Source organism: Parvibaculum sp. (assembly GCF_045863935.1).
Taxonomy (GTDB): Bacteria; Pseudomonadota; Alphaproteobacteria; order Parvibaculales; family Parvibaculaceae; genus Parvibaculum.
Map to the genome: position 1 here is coordinate 1 of NZ_BTVP01000029.1, position 19,996 is coordinate 19,996.

Sequence of the window (19,996 nt, forward strand, 5' to 3'; positions counted from 1 at the left end):
AGGGAATCATCAATCAACACCAGCCGCCACCCTCTTTTGCAGAGAAATCCGCAGGAGGGCTTGAGCGGGCCGGTCGCTCATGCGAGCTGCACCTATTCGATCCCGCCGCGCTAGAAATTGGGGTATCCTGTTACCGCATCGATAAAAGCCTGCGAATAAAGCGTTTTTCGGGCCATGGCCCGGTTCAATGCTGTTGACAGGGCGCACGCGACGCCCTAGAAGCAGCGCCGAACCGGGGCCGCGAGACGCGGCCCTCAGCCTTTTCATGATGCCCGGGATTTTCGCCATGAAGACCTACTCCGCGAAAGCCTCCGAAATCGAGAAGAAGTGGATCGTGATCGACGCCGAAGGCGTCGTGCTCGGCCGCCTTGCGTCGCATGTCGCCAATATCCTGCGCGGCAAGCACAAGGTGACCTACACGCCCCACATGGATTGCGGAGATCATGTCATCGTCGTGAACGCGGGCAAAGTCGCGCTCACCGGCAAGAAGTATGACGACAAGCGCTACTACCGCCACACGGGTCATCCCGGCGGCATCAAGGAAACGAGCCCGAAGCGCATTCTCGAAGGCCGTTTCCCCGAGCGCGTGCTCGAACTCGCCGTGAAGCGCATGATCCCGCGCGGACCGCTGGGCCGCCAGCAGATGACGCATCTGCACATCTATGGCGGCGCGGAGCATCCGCACGAGGCGCAGCAGCCGGTGAAGCTCGACTTCGCCGCCCAGAACCGCAAGAACGTCAGGATCGCATAGTCATGTCCGAAACAACCACGCTCGAAGACCTGAAGGGCGCAATGGAAGGCACGGCCGCGGCGCCGGCGGCGAGCGCCGCTCCCGCCGAACCGAAGCTCGACAAGTTCGGCCGCGCCTATGCGACCGGCAAGCGCAAGAACGCCGTTGCCCGCGTCTGGATCAAGCCGGGCTCCGGCCGCATCAAGATCAACGGCCGCGAGCTCGAAGTCTATTTCGCGCGTCCGGTGCTGCGCATGATCCTGAACCAGCCGCTCGTCGTGACCGCGCGCGAGAAGCAGTACGACATCACCGCGACGGTGGTGGGCGGCGGCCTCTCCGGTCAGGCCGGCGCGATCCGTCACGGCCTTTCGAAGGCGCTGACCTATTTCGAGCCCGGCCTGCGCGCCGCGCTCAAGAAGGAAGGCTTCCTCACGCGCGACAGCCGCGTGGTCGAACGCAAGAAGTACGGCAAGGCGAAGGCCCGCCGCAGCTTCCAGTTCTCGAAGCGCTGATCAGCGTTTACGGCGACGATCAGGGGCGCTTCGGGATTACCGGAGCGCCCTTTTTGTTTTGTATGCTTTCCCATTGCCGTCATGACCCGGCTTGTCCGGGTCATCCACGTCTTTGGCAAGAAGAGAAAAGAAAGACCCCGGCTTTCGCCGGGGCAGGCGTGGATGGCCCGCATAAAGCGGGCCATGACGAGTTGGTGGTTGGAGATGATGAGATGACCACGAAGGTTTTCATCGACGGCGAAGTGGGGACGACGGGGTTGCAGATCCGGGCGCGGCTCGAGGGGCGCGACGATCTCGACTTCATTTCGCTGGGCGAGGACAAGCGCAAGGATGCGGGCGCGCGGAAAGAGGCGCTGAACGAAGCCGACATCGTGATCCTCTGCCTGCCGGACGAGGCGGCGAAGGAAGCGGTGTCGCTGATCGGCAATGCGACGACGCGCGTCATCGACGCCTCGACGGCGCACCGGGTGGCGGATGGCTGGGTCTATGGCTTTCCGGAAATGTCGCCGGGGCAGCGGCAGGCGATTTCGGGCGCTACGCGCGTCACCAATCCGGGCTGCTATCCGACCGGCGCGATCGCGCTGACGCGGCCGCTTGTCGCGGCGGGCATCGTGCCGGAGACCTGGCCGCTCACGGTGAACGCGGTGTCGGGCTATTCGGGCGGCGGCAAGCAGATGATCGCCGAATTCGAGGACGAGGCGGCGCCGAACTACACGCTGGAGGCGTTCCGGGCCTATGCGCTCGGCCTCGCGCACAAGCATGTGCCAGAGATGCAGAAGAACATGGGGCTCGCGCACCCGCCGCTCTTCGCGCCGAATGTCGGGCGCTATGCGCAGGGCATGATCGTGGAAGTGCCGCTGCAGCTCTGGGCGTTGCCGGGTGAGGTTTCCGTGGCGCGGGTTCACGAGACGCTGGCGGAATATTTCGAGGGGCAACGCTTTGTGAGCGTCGCGCCGCTGGCGGAGAGTGCCGCGATGACGAAGCTCGATCCGGAGCAATTGAACGGCACGAATGCGATGAAGCTTTTCGTCTTCGGCAACGAGACGACGAAACAGGTGCGGCTTGCGGCGCTGCTCGACAATCTGGGCAAGGGCGCGTCGGGGCAGGCGGTGCAGTGCCTCAACATCATGACCGGCGCGGACGAGGGGCTGGGCGTCGACCTCTAAACTTTCAAGAGGATGACGCCGGCGGCGACGACGCAGGCGGCGGCGACCGCGCGCCAGCCGAGGCCTTCCTTCATCAGCAGGCCGGAGATGAGCGCGGCGAAGACGACGCTCGTTTCGCGCAGCGCCGCGACGGGGCCGAGCGGCGCGAAGGTCATCGCCCAGATGACGAGCCAGTAGGCGATGACGGACATGACGCCGCCCGCGAAGCCATAGGCCATCGCGCGCTGGGGCTTGAGGAAGGCGCGGCCGCGCCTGGCCAGCACGATCAGGAAGAAGATCAGCCCGTCGCCCGCGAAGAGCCAGATGACATAGATGTGCGGGCTTGTCGCTATGCGGCCGCCGAGGCCGTCGTTCAGCGTGTAGGCGGCGATGAAGAGCGAGGTGCCGAAGGCGTAGGCGAGCGCGCGCGGATCGTTCGGAAGGCCTGCGCCATTGGTGCGGCGGAAGGCGAGGCTGACAATGCCGAGCGCGATGAGGCCGACGCCGGCGAAGGCGAGGGTCGGGAGGATTTCACCGAGCCAGAGCGCGCCGACGATGGTGACGATGGCGGGGGCGAGGCCGCGCGACAGCGGATAGACCTGGCCGAAATCGCCATAGTGATAGCCCTGCACGAGGAAGAGCTTGTAGCCGGCGTGAAGCGCGAAGGAGAGGACGAGGATCTTCCAGACGTCGGCGGGCGGCACCGGCATGACATAGAGGAAGGGCAGCGCGACGAGGCCCGTCGCCGCCGCGATCCAGCCCATCATCATGAGACGGTCGGCGCCGGTTTTGACGAGCGCGTTCCAGCTTGCGTGGAGCAGGGCGGAGGCGAGGACGGCGAGGGTGACGGTGAGGCTCAAGATGCGGCATCCGGCAGGGGCCGCAGGATAGCGGCGGGACGCAAGCTAGCCGGTTGGGGCGAGTCTGCCGAGAGACCTTTTCTGCCAAAGGAATTGCTTAAATATAACGTATTGCGTTATATAACGTGATGCGTTATGTTTCGACATGATCCGGAGCTTTGCCGATTCTGAAACCGAACTGATTTGGACCGGCCAGCAAAGCCGGAAACTGCCGTCCGATATTCAGGCGGTGGCTTTGCGCAAACTGCGTCTGATTAATCAGGCCCGTGTGCTTCAGGATTTGCGTGTTCCACCCGGCAATAGACTGGAGCCCTTGAAGGGGCATCGTGCCGGACAGCACAGCATACGTATCAACGATCAATGGCGGATCTGCTTTGTCTGGCAGGAAGGAGGACCGAGCGATGTCGAAATCGTCGACTACCACAAATAGGCTTCTGCCCAACCCGCATCCAGGCGAAATTCTGCTTGAGGATTTCCTGAAGCCGATGGGGCTCAGCCAGAATGCGCTGGCGCGGGCGGTGCATGTGCCGCCGCGCCGGATCAACGAGATCGTGCTCGGCAAACGGGCGCTGACGGCGGACACGGACCTTCGTCTCGCGCGCTATTTTGGGATGTCGGAGGGGTTTTTTCTCGGCTTGCAGTCCGACTACGAACTGATGGAACGGCGGCGGGAGATCGAGCGCGAGTTGAAAAGCATCGAGCCGAGAGCGGCTTAGGATCGAGGGCCGTTTTGACTCACACTTAGGAGACGGCATGGATCAGTTTTTATCGGCAATTGCAGGAGCGATTGTTGGCGGAGGTATAGCTTTTGCCGTTCAAATGTATGCGCTGAGAGAAAATAGAAAACAGCGGGAAGAAGAACATTTGAGAGTGAAACAGGCGCTGGCACGCAGTTTGCTATTCAAACTTTCGAAGTTGTATTCGGACTTTCAAAGTATCTATACGCATATTGATGAGGGGCTAAAGCGCGAGGTGCCAGAGGGTCAAAACAATGAACCGTGGACTTCCGTCCGTCCTTTGGCCAATCCGCCTGAGAAAATTGCATTCTCGTCCGAAGAAATGGGATTGTTGCTCGAGTTGAAAGATGACGGTTTATTCAATTCCCTGTTTTCCCTGGATGTTGTTCACGGGGCGCTGGTCGAAGTTCTTAAGAACCTTCAGGTGGAACGGGATCGTCTCTTTTCACAAATGCCGCACAGGTCTCTTGGAGGTGCAAATGTCCAAGTTGCTCTTAATCGCGAGCAAGTTTTGGCATTGCGGCCTCAGATGGAGCTAATTAATTATTTGGTTCGCACAGCGCACGAGTGGTGTGTGCGGGACGCGAGAACCGCTTCTGATGCGCTCGCCCAATTGCAGGAGCTGTTTCGCGGAAAATTGAATCTCAACTACAAGATTGAGCTTTTAAAAACGATTCCTGACGAACACAGAGAAGAAGACGAAAGAGTAGCCGAGTGAAAGTCGCCACGTCCGTGGAACTCGGCTTTCGCCGGGACGACACTCGTTGGTCTGGCTAGGTTGGAAGCGTTAAAGAGTCTTCCGAAGAAAGACGCCGCTTCGCGGCTTCTGGATGGCCGGGTCAAGCCCGGCCATGACGTAGAAGGGGAGGCCTCAGTCTTCCGACTTCACCAGCACATATGAACCGGGCGCATCCTCCAGCACCTTGAGTTTGCCGCTGCCGGGTTTGCGCGCTTCGACCATGGGGCCGGATTTTTCCGCGAGCCAGGCTTCCCAGTCGGGCCACCAGGAGCCCTTGTGGTCGGTGGCGCCGGTCAACCATTCGTCGGGGGTGGCGGGGAGGTTTTCGTTTGTCCAGTAATTGTATTTGCCGCTGGAGGGCGGGTTGATGACGCCGGCGATGTGGCCGGAGCCCGCGCAGATGAAGCGGACCGGGCCGCCGAAGAGCCGGGTTGCCTTGTACACGGAGTTATAGGGCGAGATGTGGTCCTCGCGGCTCGACTGGAGGTAGACGGGGACCTTGACGTCGCCGAGATGCAGCTCCTCGCCGCCAAGCTCCATGCGGCCTTCGGCGAGCTTGTTCTCGAGATAGCATTCGCGCAGGTAGAAGACGTGCATGGCGGAGGGAAGCCGCGTCGCGTCCGAATTCCAGAACAGGATGTCGAAGGGCATCGGCTCGCGGCCGAGCATGTAGTTGTTGACGACGTAGTTCCAGATGAGGTCGTTGGAGCGCAGCATGTTGAAGGTCGAGGCCATGGTGGACCCCTTCAGATAGCCGCCCTTTTCGTGCATCTGGCGTTCGATGTCGGAAATCTGTTCCTCGTCGATGAAGACTTTCAACTCGCCCGCTTCGGTGAAATCCACCTGCGTGACGAGGAAGGTCGCCGACTTGATGCGGGTATCCTTGCGGGCAGCCATATGCGCGAGCGACGAGGCGAGCAACGTGCCGCCGATGCAATAACCAACCGCGTTCACTTCCTTTTCGCCGGTGGCTTTTTCCACCGCGTCGAGGGCGGCATAGACACCTTCGAACATGTAGTCCTCGAAGGTCTTGAGGGCGAGCCGCGCGTCCGGGTTCACCCAGCTTGCGACGAAGACGGTGTAGCCCTTGTCGAGACACCACTTCACCAGCGACTTATCGGGCGTGAGATCGAGGATGTAATATTTGTTGATCCAGGGCGGGAAGATGACGAGCGGGCGCTTGTGGACCTTCTCTGTCATGGGCTCGTACTGAATCAACTGCATCAGGTCGTTCTGGTAGACGACCTTGCCGGGCGTCGTCGCGACGTTCTCGCCGAGGCGGAAGGCGGACATGTCCGTCTGCTGGATCTGGATGTGGCCGTGGCCGCGCTCGATATCCTCCAGCAAATGTTCCATGCCGGAGACGAGGTTCTCGCCATTGGTGGTGAGCGTGGTGCGAAGGATTTCCGGATTTGTGAAGAGGAAGTTCGAGGGCGAGACGGCATTCGCCATCTGGCGGACATAGAAGTCGGCCTTTTCGCGCGTGTGCTGATCGACGTCCTCGGCGGTGCGAATGCGATCGGTGAGCCACTTGCTGGTGAGCAGATAGGACTGCTTCATCAGGTCGAAGACGATGTTTTCCTGCCAGTCGGGATCGCGGAACCGCTTGTCGCTGCGGCTCGGCGCGGCAACGGGCGGCACATCCTCGCCGAGAAGGCGGCGCGTCATGTTGGAGGCGAGGCCGAGATAGCCTTCGAAGAGGGCAGTCTGCGCCTCGACTATCTTCGCCGGGTTGCGCATGTAGCTTGCCGCGACATCCATCAGCGTTTTGCCGACGCGCTGGAGATCGTGAAAGGCATGGCTCGCGTCGGATTTCGAATCGTCGTTCTGCATCAGAAGGCGCGCGGCCTTTTGACCCAGGTTCGCCGCGTGAACGAGGTTGATCGCGAGGCGGGCGACATCCGGCATCACAAAATCGCGCGACGGCGCTTCGGGCGCCGCGGCCGGTTTTTCGGGGGCGGGGCCGGGTCCGGGCTTCGCCGAAGGCCCGCTGGATTCGGGGCGCGCCGCGGATTTCCTGCGGCGCGGCTTTTTCGGCTTACGGGTCTCTTCCTTCGCGGGCACGGCTTCCTTGTCGCCGGTCGTGTCCTTGAGGCTCATAAAAAGCGCTTCCCTGGGCTTGTCGTGGGTCTTGTCGCGAATCTCGTCCGGGGCGGGGTAAGGGCCCCTCTGCCGAGCGTTTTTGCCTTGAAACGCTCTAAAGGTTTCACCGGCGCAGCGTATACTATACGCTTGATCGTGTCCGCCAGATGACGCGGATATGGGAACGGAAAACCGGCGCGCAACGCGTCAGCAGCAGGAGTGCGGAAATGTCGGTACTGGCGAATGGCCGGGGTGTGAACAGGGTTGCCGCAGCGGCCCGCGGACGCGGATTTGCGGCGGTGCTGATCATGGCCGGTGCCCTGGCCGGCTGTTCGGCACTTTCGGACGACAGCAAGCCCGACGCGGCCTATGGGGGCACGCCCTCGGCGGCGCCCGAAGACGCTGCGTTCCCCGATCTGCGCGACGTGCCGCAGACGCAGCCTGCCGCGACGCCGCTCGATGAGCGCAAGGACGTCGCGAAGGGACTTGCGGCAGACCGGCAGAATGCGCTTCACAGCGACCAGGTGCTGCGCGGCGGCACGGAAGCTCCGGCGCCCGCGCCCGTGGTGGCGCAGCCGACGCCCGTGCCCGCGCTCGACGACGATGCGCCGGCGACGAAGGACAAGCAGTCGCTCTATGAAAGCGCGCCGGTCATTCCCATGCCGGGGGCGCGGGGCGGGCATAGCGATTACTCCAAGGTGCTGCCGCAGAAGGAAGTCCAGACCGCTGCCAAGGAGCCCGAAGGCGAGCCCGAGGTCGTGACCGAGGATGGCGGGGCGGCGGCTTCCGAGCCTGCCGTGGATACCGGACCCGAGGTGACGGCGGCGCCGACCAAGCGCGTGACCGTGAAACCCTCCGTCGGCGAGCCCTGAGCGGAGGGCGGCCCAAGGACGGGATAAACCCGGGCTTTCCGCCATAAATCAGCCATATGACTGCCGTCCTATTCGACGGCGACGGGCCGTTTTCGCATGGCCCGATTTCCCCTTTGGCGTTATAAGACGCCGTGAACCGCCGCGGGTCCGAATCGGGGGCCGCGGACGGTGTATTGCGTCTCCAGGATTGAGCCATGAGCGAAGAGTTTCATCGCATAAAGCGGTTGCCCCCTTACGTTTTCGAGAGCGTGAACAAGCTCAAGGCCAAGGCGCGGGCAGAGGGCAAGGACATCATCGATTTCGGCATGGGCAATCCCGACATGCCGACGCCGCCGCATATCGTGGAGAAGCTGATCGAGGCCGTTCGCGACCCGAAGACGCACCGCTATTCCTCGTCGCGCGGCATTCCGGGCCTCCGGCGCGCGCAGGCCGCCTATTATGAGCGGCGCTTCGGCGTGACGCTCAATCCCGAGACGGAAGTGATCGCGACGCTGGGCTCCAAGGAAGGGCTCGCGAACCTCGCCCAGGCCATCACCGCGCCGGGCGACGTCATCCTGTGCCCGAACCCGAGCTATCCGATCCATGCCTTCGGTTTCATCATTTCCGGCGCCGTCATCCGCTCCGTGCCCTTCGAGAGCGAGACGGGCTTTTTCGACATGCTGGAGCGGGGCATCCGCCACAGCGTGCCGAAGCCGACGGCGCTTGTCGTTTCCTATCCGTCGAACCCGACGGCGCAGGTGGCCGATCTCGACTTTTACCGCGAGGTGATCGCCTTCGCGGCGAAGCACGACCTTTATGTGATTTCGGACCTCGCCTATTCGGAAATCTATTTCGACGGCAATCCGCCGCCCTCGATCCTGCAGGTGCCGGGCGCGAAGGAGCGCACGGTGGAATTCACCTCGCTGTCGAAGACGTTTTCGATGCCGGGCTGGCGGATGGGCTTTGCGGTCGGCAATGAGCGGCTCATCAATGCGCTTGGCCGCGTGAAATCCTATCTCGACTATGGCGCCTTCACGCCGATCCAGGTGGCGGCGACGGCGGCGCTGAACGGGCCGCAGGACTGCGTGGCGGAAATCCGCGCCACCTACAAGCATCGCCGCGATGTGCTGGTGGACAGCATGGCCCGTTCCGGCTGGGACATTCCCTCGCCGCCGGCCAGCATGTTTGCCTGGTCGCCGATCCCGGAGAAGTTCCGGCATCTCGGCTCCATGGGCTTTGCGACGCTGCTGCTGGAACAGGCGGATGTGGCGGTCGCGCCGGGCATCGGCTTCGGCGAGTATGGCGACGGGCATGTGCGTATCGGCCTCGTGGAAAACGAGCAGCGCATCCGGCAGGCGGCGCGCAATGTGAAGCGCATGATGCAGAACGCCGACCAGATCATCGCGGAATACGAAGAACGTGTCGGCATTACCGCGAGCATCGTGCCTCACCCCAGTTCAACGAGGGCGGGGCGGACGTGACCAAACCTCTACGTATAGGCATTGCCGGCCTCGGCACGGTTGGGGCGGGCGTCGTCAAGATTTTGGCCGCGCGCGGCGAGCACCTTGCGGCTGCGTCGGGGCGCGCGCTTGAGCTTGTCGCGGTGTCGGCGCGCGACAAGACGAAAGACCGCGGCATCGACCTCACGGGCGTGCGCTGGGAAGACAATCCGATGGCGCTCGCGGCGGCGGACGATATCGACCTCGTGGTGGAATTGATCGGCGGCTCCGAAGGCGTCGCCCGCGACCTCGTGGAAGCATCGCTCAAGGCGGGCAAGCATGTCGCCACGGCGAACAAGGCGCTGATCGCACATCACGGCACGGCGCTTGCGCGGCTTGCCGAAGAGAAGGGCGTCGCGCTCAACTACGAAGCGGCGGTGGCGGGCGGCATTCCGATCGTCAAGACGATGCGCGAGAGTCTGGCGGGTAACGAGATCCGCAGCATTCACGGTATCCTCAACGGCACCTGCAACTACATCCTGACCGAGATGGAGACGACGGGGCGCGACTTCGCCGATGTGCTGAAGGACGCGCAGGATCTCGGCTATGCCGAGGCCGATCCGACCTTCGACGTGGGCGGGATCGACGCGGCGCACAAGCTTGCGATCCTGGCGAGCCTCGCCTTCGGGACGGAGGTCGATTTCGCCAATGTCCATATCGAGGGCATCGAGAAGATCAGCGCGACCGACATCGCCTTCGCGAAGGAGTTCGGCTTCAAGGTGAAGCTGCTCGCCATCGCCGAGAAGAGCGAGGCTGGGATCGTGCAGCGCGTGCATCCGGCGCTGGTGCCGGAGGGAACGCCGCTCGCGGCGGTGTCGGGCGTCTACAACGCGGTTGCGGTCGATGGCGACCGGGTGGGTCATCTGGTGCTCGAAGGGCGCGGCGCGGGCGAGGGGCCGACGGCATCGGCCGTTCTCTCCGACATCGTGGACGTTGCCCGCGGGCTCATCGTGCCACCCTTCATCGTGCCGGCGACGAAGCTCAAGGCGCCGGCGAAGCCGCTCATGGATACGCATAAGAGCTCGTTCTACCTGCGCCTCAGGGCGGTGGACCGCGCGGGCAGCATGGCCGAAATCACACGCGCGCTTGCCGAAGCGTCGATCTCCATCGAGCGGATCGTGCAGCGCGGCGGCAAGAGCGACGAGAGCGGGCGGATGCCGGTTGTTTTCATCACGCATGAAACCGACGAAGGCACGATGGCCCGCGCGCGGGCCTTACTTGCAAAACACGAAGATGTGGCGGGCACACCGCTTGTGATCAGAATAGAGGATGGCGAGCTCCGCTGAGCCGCCTGCGATACAGAACGCCCGCAAAACGGGCCGAAGAAACGGGGACTTGAGATGGTTGCGAAGAAGCCTGGCCTGAACCGGATGCTGGCGCTGGAGATGGGGCGCGTGACGGAACGCGCGGCCGTCTGCTCGGCGCTGTGGGTGGGGCGGGGCGACGAAAAGTCGGCCGACCAGGCGGCGGTCGACGCCATGCGCAAGGAGCTTAACGTGCTCGACATCGACGGCACGGTGGTGATCGGCGAGGGCGAGCGCGACGAGGCACCGATGCTCTATATCGGCGAGAAGGTGGGCACGGGTAAAGGCCCGAAGGTCGACATCGCGCTCGATCCGCTGGAGGGCACGACGCTCACCGCGAAGGCGATGCCGAACGCGATGGCCGTGCTGGCTGCGGCGGCCGGCGGCACGCTGCTGAACGCGCCGGACACCTATATGGACAAGATCGCCATCGGCGGCGGCTATCCGCAAGGGCTCATCGATCTCGATGCGAGCCCGGCCGACAACATCAAGGCGCTCGCCAAAGCGAAGAAGGTCGACGTGTGCGACATTACGGCGTGCATTCTTGACCGGCCGCGCCATGCCGATCTCATCCGCGCGGTGCGCGAGGCGGGCGCGAAGGTGACGCTCATCACGGATGGCGATATTGCCGGCGTAATCGCGACGACCGATCCGGCGGCGGGCGTCGACATCTATATGGGTGTCGGCGGTGCGCCCGAGGGCGTGCTCGCGGCGGCGGCGCTGCGCTGCATCGGGGGCCAGATGCAGGGCCGCCTCGTGACCTCGAGCGAGGAGCAGAAGGCGCGCGCGGCGAAGATGGGCGTGACGGACTTCAACAAGAAATTCGACCACACGGAAATGGCGTCGGGCGACGTCATTTTCGCGGCGACGGGCGTGACCGATGGCTGGCTGCTGGACGGCATTCATCACGAACGCGGCGGTGTGACGACCCATACCCTCGTCATGCGCTCGGCGACGGGCACGGTGCGGCACCTTAAGTCCTTCCACGCTTTCCTCGACAAGTTTCACTAGAGTTCTCGCGGCGCCGTGATCCGCCCGCTGTGAAGCCAGTCTGGGCGGGTGGGGCGTTCCCGCGCTAAGCTTGCGATCCGAGACGATTCCCGGTGAGGAAAATGGATTCGGATTCAACCACGGCAGGCAGGCCTTTTCTCGGCGTCGATCGTTCGGCGACGGGGCGCGCCTGGGCGAGCCGTCTTGCCGACGAGCGGCTGGCGCTGGCCATCGCGCAACGCGAGGGACTGCCTGAGATCGTTGCGCGCGTGCTGGCGGGGCGGGGCATTGCGCCGGAGGATTGTGCAGCCTATCTGGCACCGTCGCTGCGCTCGCTGATGCCGGACCCGCGCGAACTCACCGACATGGAGAAGGCGGCAACGCGCGTTGCCGAAGCCATCGTCGCGGGTGAGAAGGTGGCAGTCTTCGGCGATTACGACGTGGACGGAGCAACGTCGAGCGCGCTTCTCTATCGCTTCTTCAAGGCGGTGGGGAGCGATTTGCGCATCTATATTCCCGACCGCATCCGGGAAGGCTATGGGCCGAATGCACCGGCGCTCAAACGGCTGAAGGACGAGGGGGTGGATCTCGTCATCACCGTCGATTGCGGAACGATGGCGCACAAGGCGCTGGGGCTCGCGGCGGATTACGGCCTTCCCTCCATCGTCGTCGATCACCATCAGGCCGAGCCGGCCTTGCCGCCGGCCTTCGCGCTCGTCAATCCGAACCGGCTGGACGACAAGAGCGGCCTCGGGCAGCTGGCGGCTGTGGGGGTGAGCTTTCTTTTCATCGTCGCTCTCAACAGGGCGCTCCGCGAGGCGGGCTGGTATGCCGGGCGCGACGAGCCCGACCTCATGCAATGGCTCGACCTTGTGGCGCTGGGCACGGTTTGCGATGTGGTGCCGCTTACAGGACTCAACCGGGCCTTTGTCGCGCAAGGCCTTCGCGTCATGCAGCGCCGGCTGAACACAGGGCTTGCGGCGCTTGCCGACACCGCGCGCATGAACGGCACGCCAGCCCCCTATCATTGCGGCTTCCTGCTCGGCCCCAGGGTGAATGCGGGCGGACGCGTCGGCAGGGCCGATCTCGGCGCAAGACTGCTGACGACGGAGGATGCGATCGAAGCGCGCGCAATCGCCGAAGAACTCAATGTGATGAATGCAGAGCGGCAGGCGATTGAGGCGCAGGTGCTCGAAGAGGCGATCCTGCAAGTGGACGAACGGCTCTCATCCGCGCGGGCAAATGCCCTGCCGCCGGTGATCGTTGCCGCTGGCAAGGGCTGGCATCCCGGCGTCATCGGCATCGTGGCGAGCCGCCTCAAGGACCGGTATGAGCGGCCAAGCCTCGTCATCGCCTTCGACCGGAACGGCGAGGGCAAGGGCTCGGGACGCTCGCTTGCCGGCGTCGATCTCGGCCGGGCGGTGACGGCGGCGCTCGAAGCGGGGCTTCTCGTCAATGGTGGCGGACACGCGATGGCGGCGGGCCTGACGCTCCGCGAGGACAAGCTCGAGGCGCTGGAGGCGTTCCTCTCGAAGCGGCTCGAAGGCGATGTGATGCTGGCCTCGGAGGCGAAGGCGCTGAAGCTAGACGGCGCCATAGCGGCGCGGGGCGCCACGCGGGAGCTCTATGAGCTGCTGCAGCAGGCGGGGCCTTACGGCGCGGGAAATGCCGAGCCGCGCTTCGCGGTTCCTTCGGTGCGCGTGGTGAAAGCGGACATCGTGGGCAAGGCGCATGTGCGCTGCGTTCTTGCGGGCGAGGATGGGGGACGGATCAAGGGGATCGCCTTCCGGGCGGCGGAGTCGCCTCTCGGCGCGCTGTTGCTCGATAAAGGGGCGGGGCTTCTGCATGTCGCCGGGCGGCTCGGCGCCGACGACTGGCAGGGGCGGCGGGGCGTGCAGTTCACGATCGAGGACGCCGTGCCGACGCGCGATGCACAGCCTTGAAAATCGCAGGATTTGCGCGCCTTCGGAGATGAAATCGGGGGTTGCCAGAGGCGGTTTCGCCCCTTATAAGGCGCGCTCGTGGCCGGTGTATCCGGTTGGCCTTTCGAGGCCGTGCGCGCCCTTCGTCTATCGGTTAGGACGCCAGATTTTCATTCTGGAAAGAGGGGTTCGACTCCCCTAGGGCGTACCACTTTCTTCTTCTCTTCCGTCTGCTGCTCGATTTCCGTCACGGTCGCGATTTGCGGCCGGGGCTGCGCTATCGGATGAAACCAGCCGGACCGGATCACACAGCCCGGCCTCAGGGAATTCTCAGTAGGCGCCAAAGCTGTCTGTCGTGCCGCCTGGCACGACGTAACTCTTGCCCTCGCGGTCGTAGCATTCGGCGTAGCCGAAGCGGACTTCGCTGTCCGGATCGCCGGTCAGCTTCTCGCGGCATTCAGCGGGATCGAGGCCTGGGTCTCGCTGGTCGTAGTGGCCCCACTCGGGAGAAAGCCTGTTGTAGTAGGCATCCTGATTGCGGAGCTGGACATAAGGCTCCCAGCGGGAGTCGAGCTCGTTGCCGGTGCCGGGGCGAAATCCATTGAGGCCGGGGTGCATGGCGTCGACCTCATCCGCCGCCGCGACGGAGGCGGAGAGGGCAAGAAAACCGGCAATCAATGTGTGAGCCAGTATTCGCATCATAAATGTAAGTATAGCACGGAAGATCACCAGTGTCCCGTGTTCGGCATGGAGGTCCAGGGCTCGCGGGGGGCGAGTGGTTTGCCCGCCTGAAGGAGCTCTATCGAGACATTGTCGGGCGAGCGGACGAAGGCCATGCGCCCGTCGCGGGGCGGACGGTTGATGGTGACGCCGGCCTGCATCAGCCGGTCGCAGGTCTCGTAGATATCGTCGACCTGATAGGCGAGGTGGCCGAAATTGCGGCCTTCGCCGAGTTCTTCGGCGTCCCAGTTCCAGGTGAGTTCGACCTGCGCGTCCTTCTGGCCGGGAGCGGCAAGGAAGACGAGGCTGAAGCGGCCTTCCTCGATGTCGAAGCGGCCGAGGTTTTCGAGACCAAGCTTGTTGCAATAGAAGTCCAGCGATTTGTCGAGGTCGCTGACGCGCACCATGGTGTGCAGATATTTCATCGATGATCCTTGATGTGTTCGGCAATTGACGCATGATTCCCCATGACGGAGGGGAGGTCAAAGGGATGGAGCGGGAATGCAGCGCGATTTGAAGCGTGCCATCGAGGAAGCTTACCGCGTGGTGATTTTCACCGGTGCCGGGATCAGCACGGAATCGGGTATTCCCGATTTCAGGAGTCCGGGCGGGCTATGGACGAAGATGGCGCCCATCGACTTCCAGGACTATCTGCGCTCCGCCGAGATACGCGCCGAAGCGTGGCGGCGGAAGTTCGAGATCGACAAGACCATCGTGAAGGCGGAGCCCAACAAGGGACACATGGCGATTGCGAAGCTGGTGGACGAGGGGAAGGCGGCCCATGTCATCACCCAGAACATCGACAATCTGCATCAGGCGTCCGGTATCCCGTCCGGAAAAATCATCGAACTGCATGGCAACGGCACTTATGCGAAGTGCCTCGATTGCAGCACGCGCTACGAACTCGACTGGGTGCGCGCGCAGTATGAGGCATCCGGCGCGGCGCCGGACTGCACGTCCTGCGGCGGTATCGTGAAGTCGGCCACGATCTCGTTCGGGCAGGCGATGCCGGAGGAAGAGATGAACCGCGCGCATGAGGCGACGCTCGGCTGTGACCTGTTTCTGGCCATCGGGTCGTCGCTGCAGGTCTATCCGGCGGCGGGCTTTCCCATCCTCGCAAAGCGGAACGGGGCGACGCTCATTATCCTCAACCGCGAGCCGACGGAGCTCGACCAGATTGCCGATCTCGTGATCCATGACGAGATCGGACCGACGCTCGCGCCGATCGCGATGCTCAACTAGCGTGCGGTCGCCCAGCCGCCGGCGACGGGGATCAACTGGCCGGTGATGAAATCGGCGTTGGGGCCCGCCAGGAAGGCGACGATGGCGGCGGCCTCTTCCGGCTTGCCGAGGCGGCGGAGCGGGATGTTCGAGAGGATTTTCTCGCGCGATTTCGGGTTGTCGAGAAGGGAGGCCGGGAAGTAGTCCGGGCTTTCGATGAAGTTGAAGGCGAGCGCATTCACCTGGATGTTGAACGAGGCAAGCTCCTTGGCAAGCGTGAGCGCGAGCGAGTTCGCGGCGCCGCGTGCGGCCGCATAAAGGCTGTAGTTCGGGATGCCGTTCAGCGGCGCGGCGGAGGAGAGAAACAATATCTTGCCTGCCTGCTGCGCCTTCATCTGCGGCACGGCGGCGCGCGTCATCGCGAAAGATTTGAAGACCAGCGCCTCGAAGGTCTCGTGCATGTCCTTGTCGGTGGCCTCGTCGACAGGGCCGCGCACGGCAGGCCAGGCGTCGTTGTTGATGAGGACATCGAGGCGGCCCTCGGCCTCAATGACGGCGGCGACGGCTTCCTTCGGATCGGTCATGGAGAGGGCCTTCACGCCGGGCACCTTCTCCTCGAAGGCGGCGCGGGCGGAGGCATCCGAGAAGTTCGCATCGACGCCATAGACCGTGGCGCCCTCGGCGAGGAGGGCACGGGCGGAGGGGCCGCCGACGAAATGGGCGATGTCGGTGATCAGAATGCTGCGTGTCATATGTCCCCGCCAAATCAGGATTGTCAGTTCTTGTCTGGCCGTGAGACTGTGTTGCCTCGGGAAGAAGGTCAAGAACAAGCAGGGGATGCGGCGTGGGGAACAAGGCTGAGTGGTGGAAGGGCGCGGTCGTCTATCAGATCTATCCGCGCAGTTTCCTCGACACGAACGGGGACGGGATCGGCGACCTGAAGGGCATCGAGGAAAAGCTCGACCATGTGGTGGGGCTCGGCGCCGACGCGATCTGGCTGTCGCCGTTCTATCCCTCGCCCAACAAGGATTTCGGCTACGACGTGTCGGATTATTGCGACGTCGCGCCCGAGATGGGGACGCTTGCCGATTTCGACCGGCTGGTCGCGGCGACGCACAAGCGCGGGATGAAGCTCATCGTGGACCAGGTGCTCGCGCATACGTCGGAGCAGCATTCATGGTTTCAGGAGAGCCAGCTTTCGGCGAACAACGCGAAATCGGACTGGTATGTCTGGGCCGACGCGAAGGAAGACGGGACGGTGCCGAACAACTGGCTCTCGGCTTTCGGCGGGCCGGCCTGGTCGTGGAACCCGGTGAGGCGGCAGTATTATCACCACAAGTTTCTGAAGAGCCAGCCGAAGGTCAACTTCCACAACGAGGAAGTGGTGGAGGCCTGCATGAACGTGCTGCGCTTCTGGCTCGACCGCGGTGTGGACGGGTTCCGGCTCGATGTCGCGAATGCCTATCTGCACGATGCGGCGCTGACGGATAATCCGCCGCTGCCGATGGAGAAGCGGACATTCATGGACTGGGCGCATGCGCCGCGTCTGCAGCAGCACATTCACGATGCGAACCGCGAAGAAAACGAATGGGCGATGAAGCGCGTGCGCGCCGTGATGGAGGAATATGACGAGCGGCTGGCCTTTGGCGAGTTCTCCGAGCGGCAGGAAATGCTCGGGCTATACGCAGGCGGTCTGGAACGGCTGCACACGGGCTACACATTTCATTTTCTGGAGGACTGGAGCTTCGAGCCGCCGGTCTTCCGCGAATATTACGAGGAACTGCTCGCGCCGCTCGCCGATCTCTTTCCCTGCGTGACTTTCTCCAATCACGACATCGTGCGGCCGGTGACGCGTTGGGGCGGGGGGCAGGGCGACGATCGGCTCGCGAAGCTCGCGCTCACGATCCTCGTCGCGCTCAAGGGCACGGTGCTGATGTATCAGGGCGAGGAGCTGGGGCTGCCGGAAACGGACCTCGACCGGAAGGACATCAAGGACCCGGTGGGCGATCTCTATTTTCCGTGGGTGAAGGGGCGCGACGGTTGCCGCACGCCGATGCCGTGGGAGAGCGGGGCTGCAGGCGCGGGCTTCACGAGCGGCACGCCCTGGCTGCCGATCCCGGACTATCACAAGGTGCGGGCGGCGGATGTGCAGGCGGGGGACCGGAACTCGGTGCTGGCGCATGCGAGGCAAGTCGTGGCGCTCCGCAAGGCGCATCCGGCGCTGAAGCTCGGCGACATCCGGTTTGTGGATACGGAGGGCAAGGTGCTCGCCTTCACACGCGAGGTGGAGGGTGAGAGGCTGCTTTGCATATTCAATCTCGGCACGGAGGCGGCGAGCTTCGGTTTGCCGGAGGGTGCGGGTGAGGCGGTGTTTGAGGTTGGGGAGGTGATGCGGGAAAGTGGTGCGTTGTCGCTGGGAGCAAGGAGCGGGGCAATTTTCAAGCTGTAGCGCCTCGATCACTTCTGCCCTTGCGGCAAGAGGTTCCGCGAGTGGGCCCCGGCGTTCGCCGGGGTGACACCTTATTTTTTGTCTGCCCGCGCCTCGAACTCCGCCTGCGTGTCGATGTCGGTGAGTGCGGCGTCGTCGGGCATGGGGACTTCGCAGACGGCGTCGGCGTTTTCGCCGATCAGGTGTTTGGCGCCGGTGTCGCCTTTCACTTCCATCATGGCTTCGAACCAGTCGCGGCCCCAGAGGACGGGGTTGCCGCGTTTGCCCGAAACGGTCGGCACGCAGATGGTGCGGCCTTCTTCCGGATCGAAGGCGGCGATCAGTTTCTCCAGATGGATACTGCGGATGTCCGGCATGTCGCCGAGACAGACAAGGGCGCCGTCCGTCTCTTCGGGCAGGGCGGCGAGGCCGGCGCGCAGCGATGTGGAGAGGCCTTCGGCGTAATCCGGATTGTGGACGAAGGTGACGTTTTTTCCCGCGAGGGCGGCGCGGACTTGCGCGTCCGCATTGCCGGTGACGACGATAACGGGCGCGCCGCCGCTTGCGAGCGCGGCATCGACGACATGCGCGACCATCGGCTTCCCGTCGAGCGGCATCAGTAGCTTGCTCGGGACGCCTGCTTCTTCGCTCTTCATGCGGGTGGAGCGGCCGGCCGCGAGGACGAGGGCTGCGATGCGTGCGCGGGCGCCGGGCGCGGCGGCACCTTCGCGGGGCTGGGGCCGCGTCGGGATTTCCTTCAGGAGCCCGCCCAATCCCATTCCCATTATGTCCGCGGGCGAGACTTCCAGCCCCGCGACGAGGCGGGCGAGCACCCAGTCGAAGCCGTTGAGCTTGGGCGAACGGGCGCAGCCGGGAAGGCCGATGACCGGCGTCTCGCCCAGGCGCGCGAGGAGCAGCAGGTTGCCGGGGTCGACCGGCATGCCGAAATGCAGCACGTCGCCGCCTGCGAGCACGATGCCCGCCGGGACCACGTCGCGCCGGTCGACCGTCGCCGAGGCGCCAAAAACGAGGATGGGGGAAAGGCCGTCCCCGGCGAGTTCCTTTACCGCGTCGGCGACGGCGCGGATGTCATGCGGCACGCGGATTTCGCGGGCGATGCGGCTTCCCATGGCGTCGAGCCGGGCATCGAGAATGGCGCGGCTCTTGTCGAGGATGCTTTCCTTTGTGCCCGGAAGCTGCGTCGCGACGAGACCGGCCTGGCGCGGCTCGAAGCGGCGGAGCGTGACGGGAGCGGGGCCGTCGCGGGCGATGGCGAGCGCCTTGTCGAGATCGGCGCGAGGGACGGCGAAGGGGATCACCTTCACGGTTGCGAGCATCTGGCGCTCGGCGACGGTCTCGAAGGGCATGAGGGTGGCGACGGTCAGCGCCTCGCCGATGGCGTTGATGGCGCCGATGCGCTCCGGGTCGATCTCGATGACACCTGCCGTTTCGGCGTGGAGGTTGGCGCGGCCCGTGAATGGCGCGGAGGCGCGCACGGAGAAGCCCGCAAGGGCGGCGGCAAGCGTGCCGGCGGCTTCGTCCTCCGGGACGTCATCGGGCTCGAGCCGCGCGGCGACGATATGGCCGATGCCCGCTTCCTTGAGCGCCGCGATGTCGGCGCGCGTCAGGACGCGGCCCTTCTTGAAGGTGCCGCCGCCTGTCCTCTGCGAATGAGCAAGGATGGCGCCCTCGGCCTCGTCCGGTGTCATGTCGCCGAAGATCATCTGCGAAGCGTCTCCGTGATCTCGGCCATGATGGAAATGGCGATTTCCGCCGGGCTCTTCGCGCCGATGGAAAGGCCGACGGGGCCGTGGATGCGGGCGATATCGTCTTCCGCGAAGCCGGCCTCCGCGAGGCGGGCGGCGCGGGCGGCATGGGTCTTCTTCGAGCCGAGCGAGCCGATATAGAAGGCGGGGCTCCTGAGCGCCGCGTGGAGAGCCGGGTCGTCGAGCTTCGGATCGTGGGTGAGGGTGACGATGGCGGTGCGGGCATCGGGGGCGAGGGCGGCCATGGCCTCGTCCGGCCAATCCGTGACGAGCGCCACATCCGGGAAACGCTCGGCGGAGGCAAAGGAAGTGCGCGGGTCGATGACCGTTACGTCGTAACCGGCGAGCGAGCCGATGAGGGCGAGCGGCTGCGCGATATGGACCGCGCCGACAAGGATCAGGCGGAGCGGCGGGTTGAAGGGATTGAGGAACCAGTCGCCATCCGGGCCTTGGACGACCGCGCCACGGTCGCTGGCGAGCACTTGAGATA

At 64.2% G+C, this 19,996-nt stretch carries 21 protein-coding genes and 1 tRNA gene; 15 read left to right on the forward strand and 7 right to left on the reverse strand.

Annotated elements, in window-relative coordinates; genetic code table 11:
- The 4 genes from ACKUUH_RS12455 to argC form a co-directional block, all read left to right on the forward strand.
- The coding region (locus tag ACKUUH_RS12455; protein ID WP_407950244.1) for a hypothetical protein at nt 1-197 on the forward strand (197 nt) is incomplete at its 5' end.
- Between the two features lie 89 nt (nt 198-286).
- A complete protein-coding gene (gene rplM / locus ACKUUH_RS12460; protein ID WP_407950245.1) occupies nt 287-751 on the forward strand; it encodes a 50S ribosomal protein L13 in 465 nt (154 codons plus the stop codon).
- 2 nt (nt 752-753) lie between these two features.
- Nucleotides 754-1,242: a 30S ribosomal protein S9 gene (gene rpsI / locus ACKUUH_RS12465; RefSeq protein ID WP_407950246.1), complete on the forward strand. Its 489-nt coding sequence runs from the start codon at nt 754-756 to the stop codon at nt 1,240-1,242.
- A gap of 212 nt (nt 1,243-1,454) precedes the next feature.
- Nucleotides 1,455-2,408: an N-acetyl-gamma-glutamyl-phosphate reductase gene (gene argC, locus ACKUUH_RS12470; RefSeq protein ID WP_407950247.1), complete on the forward strand. Its 954-nt coding sequence runs from the start codon at nt 1,455-1,457 to the stop codon at nt 2,406-2,408.
- Here argC and ACKUUH_RS12475 read toward each other — a convergent pair.
- Nucleotides 2,405-3,247, reverse strand: a complete 843-nt coding sequence (locus tag ACKUUH_RS12475) for an EamA family transporter (protein WP_407950248.1) — start codon at nt 3,245-3,247, stop codon at nt 2,405-2,407. The two genes, argC and ACKUUH_RS12475, sit on opposite strands and share 4 nt — an antisense overlap.
- 145 nt (nt 3,248-3,392) lie before the next feature.
- Here ACKUUH_RS12475 and ACKUUH_RS12480 point away from each other — a divergent pair, with 145 nt between their 5' ends.
- From ACKUUH_RS12480 to ACKUUH_RS12490, 3 genes are read left to right on the forward strand one after another with little or no spacing between them, the layout of a single operon-like run.
- On the forward strand, nt 3,393-3,677 hold the full coding sequence (locus ACKUUH_RS12480; RefSeq protein ID WP_407950249.1) for a type II toxin-antitoxin system RelE/ParE family toxin: 285 nt from the start codon (nt 3,393-3,395) through the stop codon (nt 3,675-3,677).
- Nucleotides 3,649-3,963 (forward strand): HigA family addiction module antitoxin, encoded by a 315-nt coding sequence (locus ACKUUH_RS12485; protein ID WP_407950250.1) that lies wholly within the window; start codon nt 3,649-3,651, stop codon nt 3,961-3,963. The genes ACKUUH_RS12480 and ACKUUH_RS12485 overlap by 29 nt, the downstream gene beginning before the upstream one ends.
- 37 nt (nt 3,964-4,000) lie before the next feature.
- Nucleotides 4,001-4,702, forward strand: a complete 702-nt coding sequence (locus tag ACKUUH_RS12490) for a hypothetical protein (RefSeq protein WP_407950251.1) — start codon at nt 4,001-4,003, stop codon at nt 4,700-4,702.
- 153 nt (nt 4,703-4,855) lie between these two features.
- Here ACKUUH_RS12490 and ACKUUH_RS12495 read toward each other — a convergent pair whose 3' ends face one another.
- Nucleotides 4,856-6,823: a PHA/PHB synthase family protein gene (locus ACKUUH_RS12495; protein ID WP_407950252.1), complete on the reverse strand. Its 1,968-nt coding sequence runs from the start codon at nt 6,821-6,823 to the stop codon at nt 4,856-4,858.
- Between the two features lie 209 nt (nt 6,824-7,032).
- Between ACKUUH_RS12495 and ACKUUH_RS12500 the strand changes: the two genes are divergently transcribed.
- The 6 genes from ACKUUH_RS12500 (at nt 7,033) to ACKUUH_RS12525 (ending at nt 13,582) form a co-directional block, all read left to right on the forward strand.
- Nucleotides 7,033-7,677 carry a hypothetical protein gene (locus ACKUUH_RS12500; protein WP_407950253.1) on the forward strand — a complete coding sequence of 215 codons (645 nt, stop codon included), beginning with the start codon at nt 7,033-7,035 and terminating at the stop codon, nt 7,675-7,677.
- A gap of 194 nt (nt 7,678-7,871) precedes the next feature.
- Nucleotides 7,872-9,137: an LL-diaminopimelate aminotransferase gene (locus tag ACKUUH_RS12505; protein ID WP_407950254.1), complete on the forward strand. Its 1,266-nt coding sequence runs from the start codon at nt 7,872-7,874 to the stop codon at nt 9,135-9,137.
- Nucleotides 9,134-10,441: a homoserine dehydrogenase gene (locus tag ACKUUH_RS12510; RefSeq protein WP_407950255.1), complete on the forward strand. Its 1,308-nt coding sequence runs from the start codon at nt 9,134-9,136 to the stop codon at nt 10,439-10,441. The genes ACKUUH_RS12505 and ACKUUH_RS12510 overlap by 4 nt, the downstream gene beginning before the upstream one ends.
- 54 nt (nt 10,442-10,495) lie before the next feature.
- Entirely contained in the window at nt 10,496-11,470 is a 975-nt protein-coding gene (gene glpX, locus ACKUUH_RS12515; protein ID WP_407950256.1) for a class II fructose-bisphosphatase, read from the forward strand.
- A 101-nt stretch (nt 11,471-11,571) separates the two neighbouring features.
- Complete coding sequence (recJ, locus tag ACKUUH_RS12520; protein ID WP_407950257.1) at nt 11,572-13,392, forward strand: single-stranded-DNA-specific exonuclease RecJ; 1,821 nt, start codon at nt 11,572-11,574, stop codon at nt 13,390-13,392.
- Nucleotides 13,393-13,507: 115 nt separating this feature from the next.
- Nucleotides 13,508-13,582 (forward strand) — tRNA-Glu (locus tag ACKUUH_RS12525).
- Between the two features lie 119 nt (nt 13,583-13,701).
- Here the strand turns inward: ACKUUH_RS12525 and ACKUUH_RS12530 are convergent.
- Together ACKUUH_RS12530 and ACKUUH_RS12535 are read right to left on the reverse strand one after the other, a co-directional pair.
- Nucleotides 13,702-14,049, reverse strand: a complete 348-nt coding sequence (locus tag ACKUUH_RS12530; RefSeq protein WP_407950258.1) for a hypothetical protein — start codon at nt 14,047-14,049, stop codon at nt 13,702-13,704.
- 47 nt (nt 14,050-14,096) lie between these two features.
- Nucleotides 14,097-14,516, reverse strand: coding sequence for a VOC family protein (locus ACKUUH_RS12535; RefSeq protein WP_407950259.1), 420 nt, complete (start codon nt 14,514-14,516; stop codon nt 14,097-14,099).
- Nucleotides 14,517-14,592: 76 nt separating this feature from the next.
- On the opposite strand from ACKUUH_RS12535, the gene ACKUUH_RS12540 reads away from it, so the two are divergent.
- A complete protein-coding gene (locus tag ACKUUH_RS12540; RefSeq protein WP_407950260.1) occupies nt 14,593-15,333 on the forward strand; it encodes an SIR2 family NAD-dependent protein deacylase in 741 nt (246 codons plus the stop codon).
- Here the strand turns inward: ACKUUH_RS12540 and ACKUUH_RS12545 are convergent.
- On the reverse strand, nt 15,330-16,064 hold the full coding sequence (locus tag ACKUUH_RS12545) for an SDR family oxidoreductase (protein ID WP_407950261.1): 735 nt from the start codon (nt 16,062-16,064) through the stop codon (nt 15,330-15,332). The genes ACKUUH_RS12540 and ACKUUH_RS12545 overlap by 4 nt on opposite strands.
- A 92-nt stretch (nt 16,065-16,156) precedes the next feature.
- Here ACKUUH_RS12545 and ACKUUH_RS12550 point away from each other — a divergent pair, with 92 nt between their 5' ends.
- Complete coding sequence (locus ACKUUH_RS12550) at nt 16,157-17,761, forward strand: alpha-glucosidase family protein (protein WP_407950262.1); 1,605 nt, start codon at nt 16,157-16,159, stop codon at nt 17,759-17,761.
- 71 nt (nt 17,762-17,832) lie between these two features.
- Here the strand turns inward: ACKUUH_RS12550 and ACKUUH_RS12555 are convergent, their stop codons facing one another.
- Complete coding sequence (locus ACKUUH_RS12555) at nt 17,833-19,464, reverse strand: NTP transferase domain-containing protein (RefSeq protein WP_407950263.1); 1,632 nt, start codon at nt 19,462-19,464, stop codon at nt 17,833-17,835.
- A complete protein-coding gene (locus ACKUUH_RS12560; RefSeq protein WP_407950264.1) occupies nt 19,461-19,988 on the reverse strand; it encodes an XdhC family protein in 528 nt (175 codons plus the stop codon). The genes ACKUUH_RS12555 and ACKUUH_RS12560 overlap by 4 nt, the downstream gene beginning before the upstream one ends.
- Nucleotides 19,989-19,996: the final 8 nt, after the last annotated feature.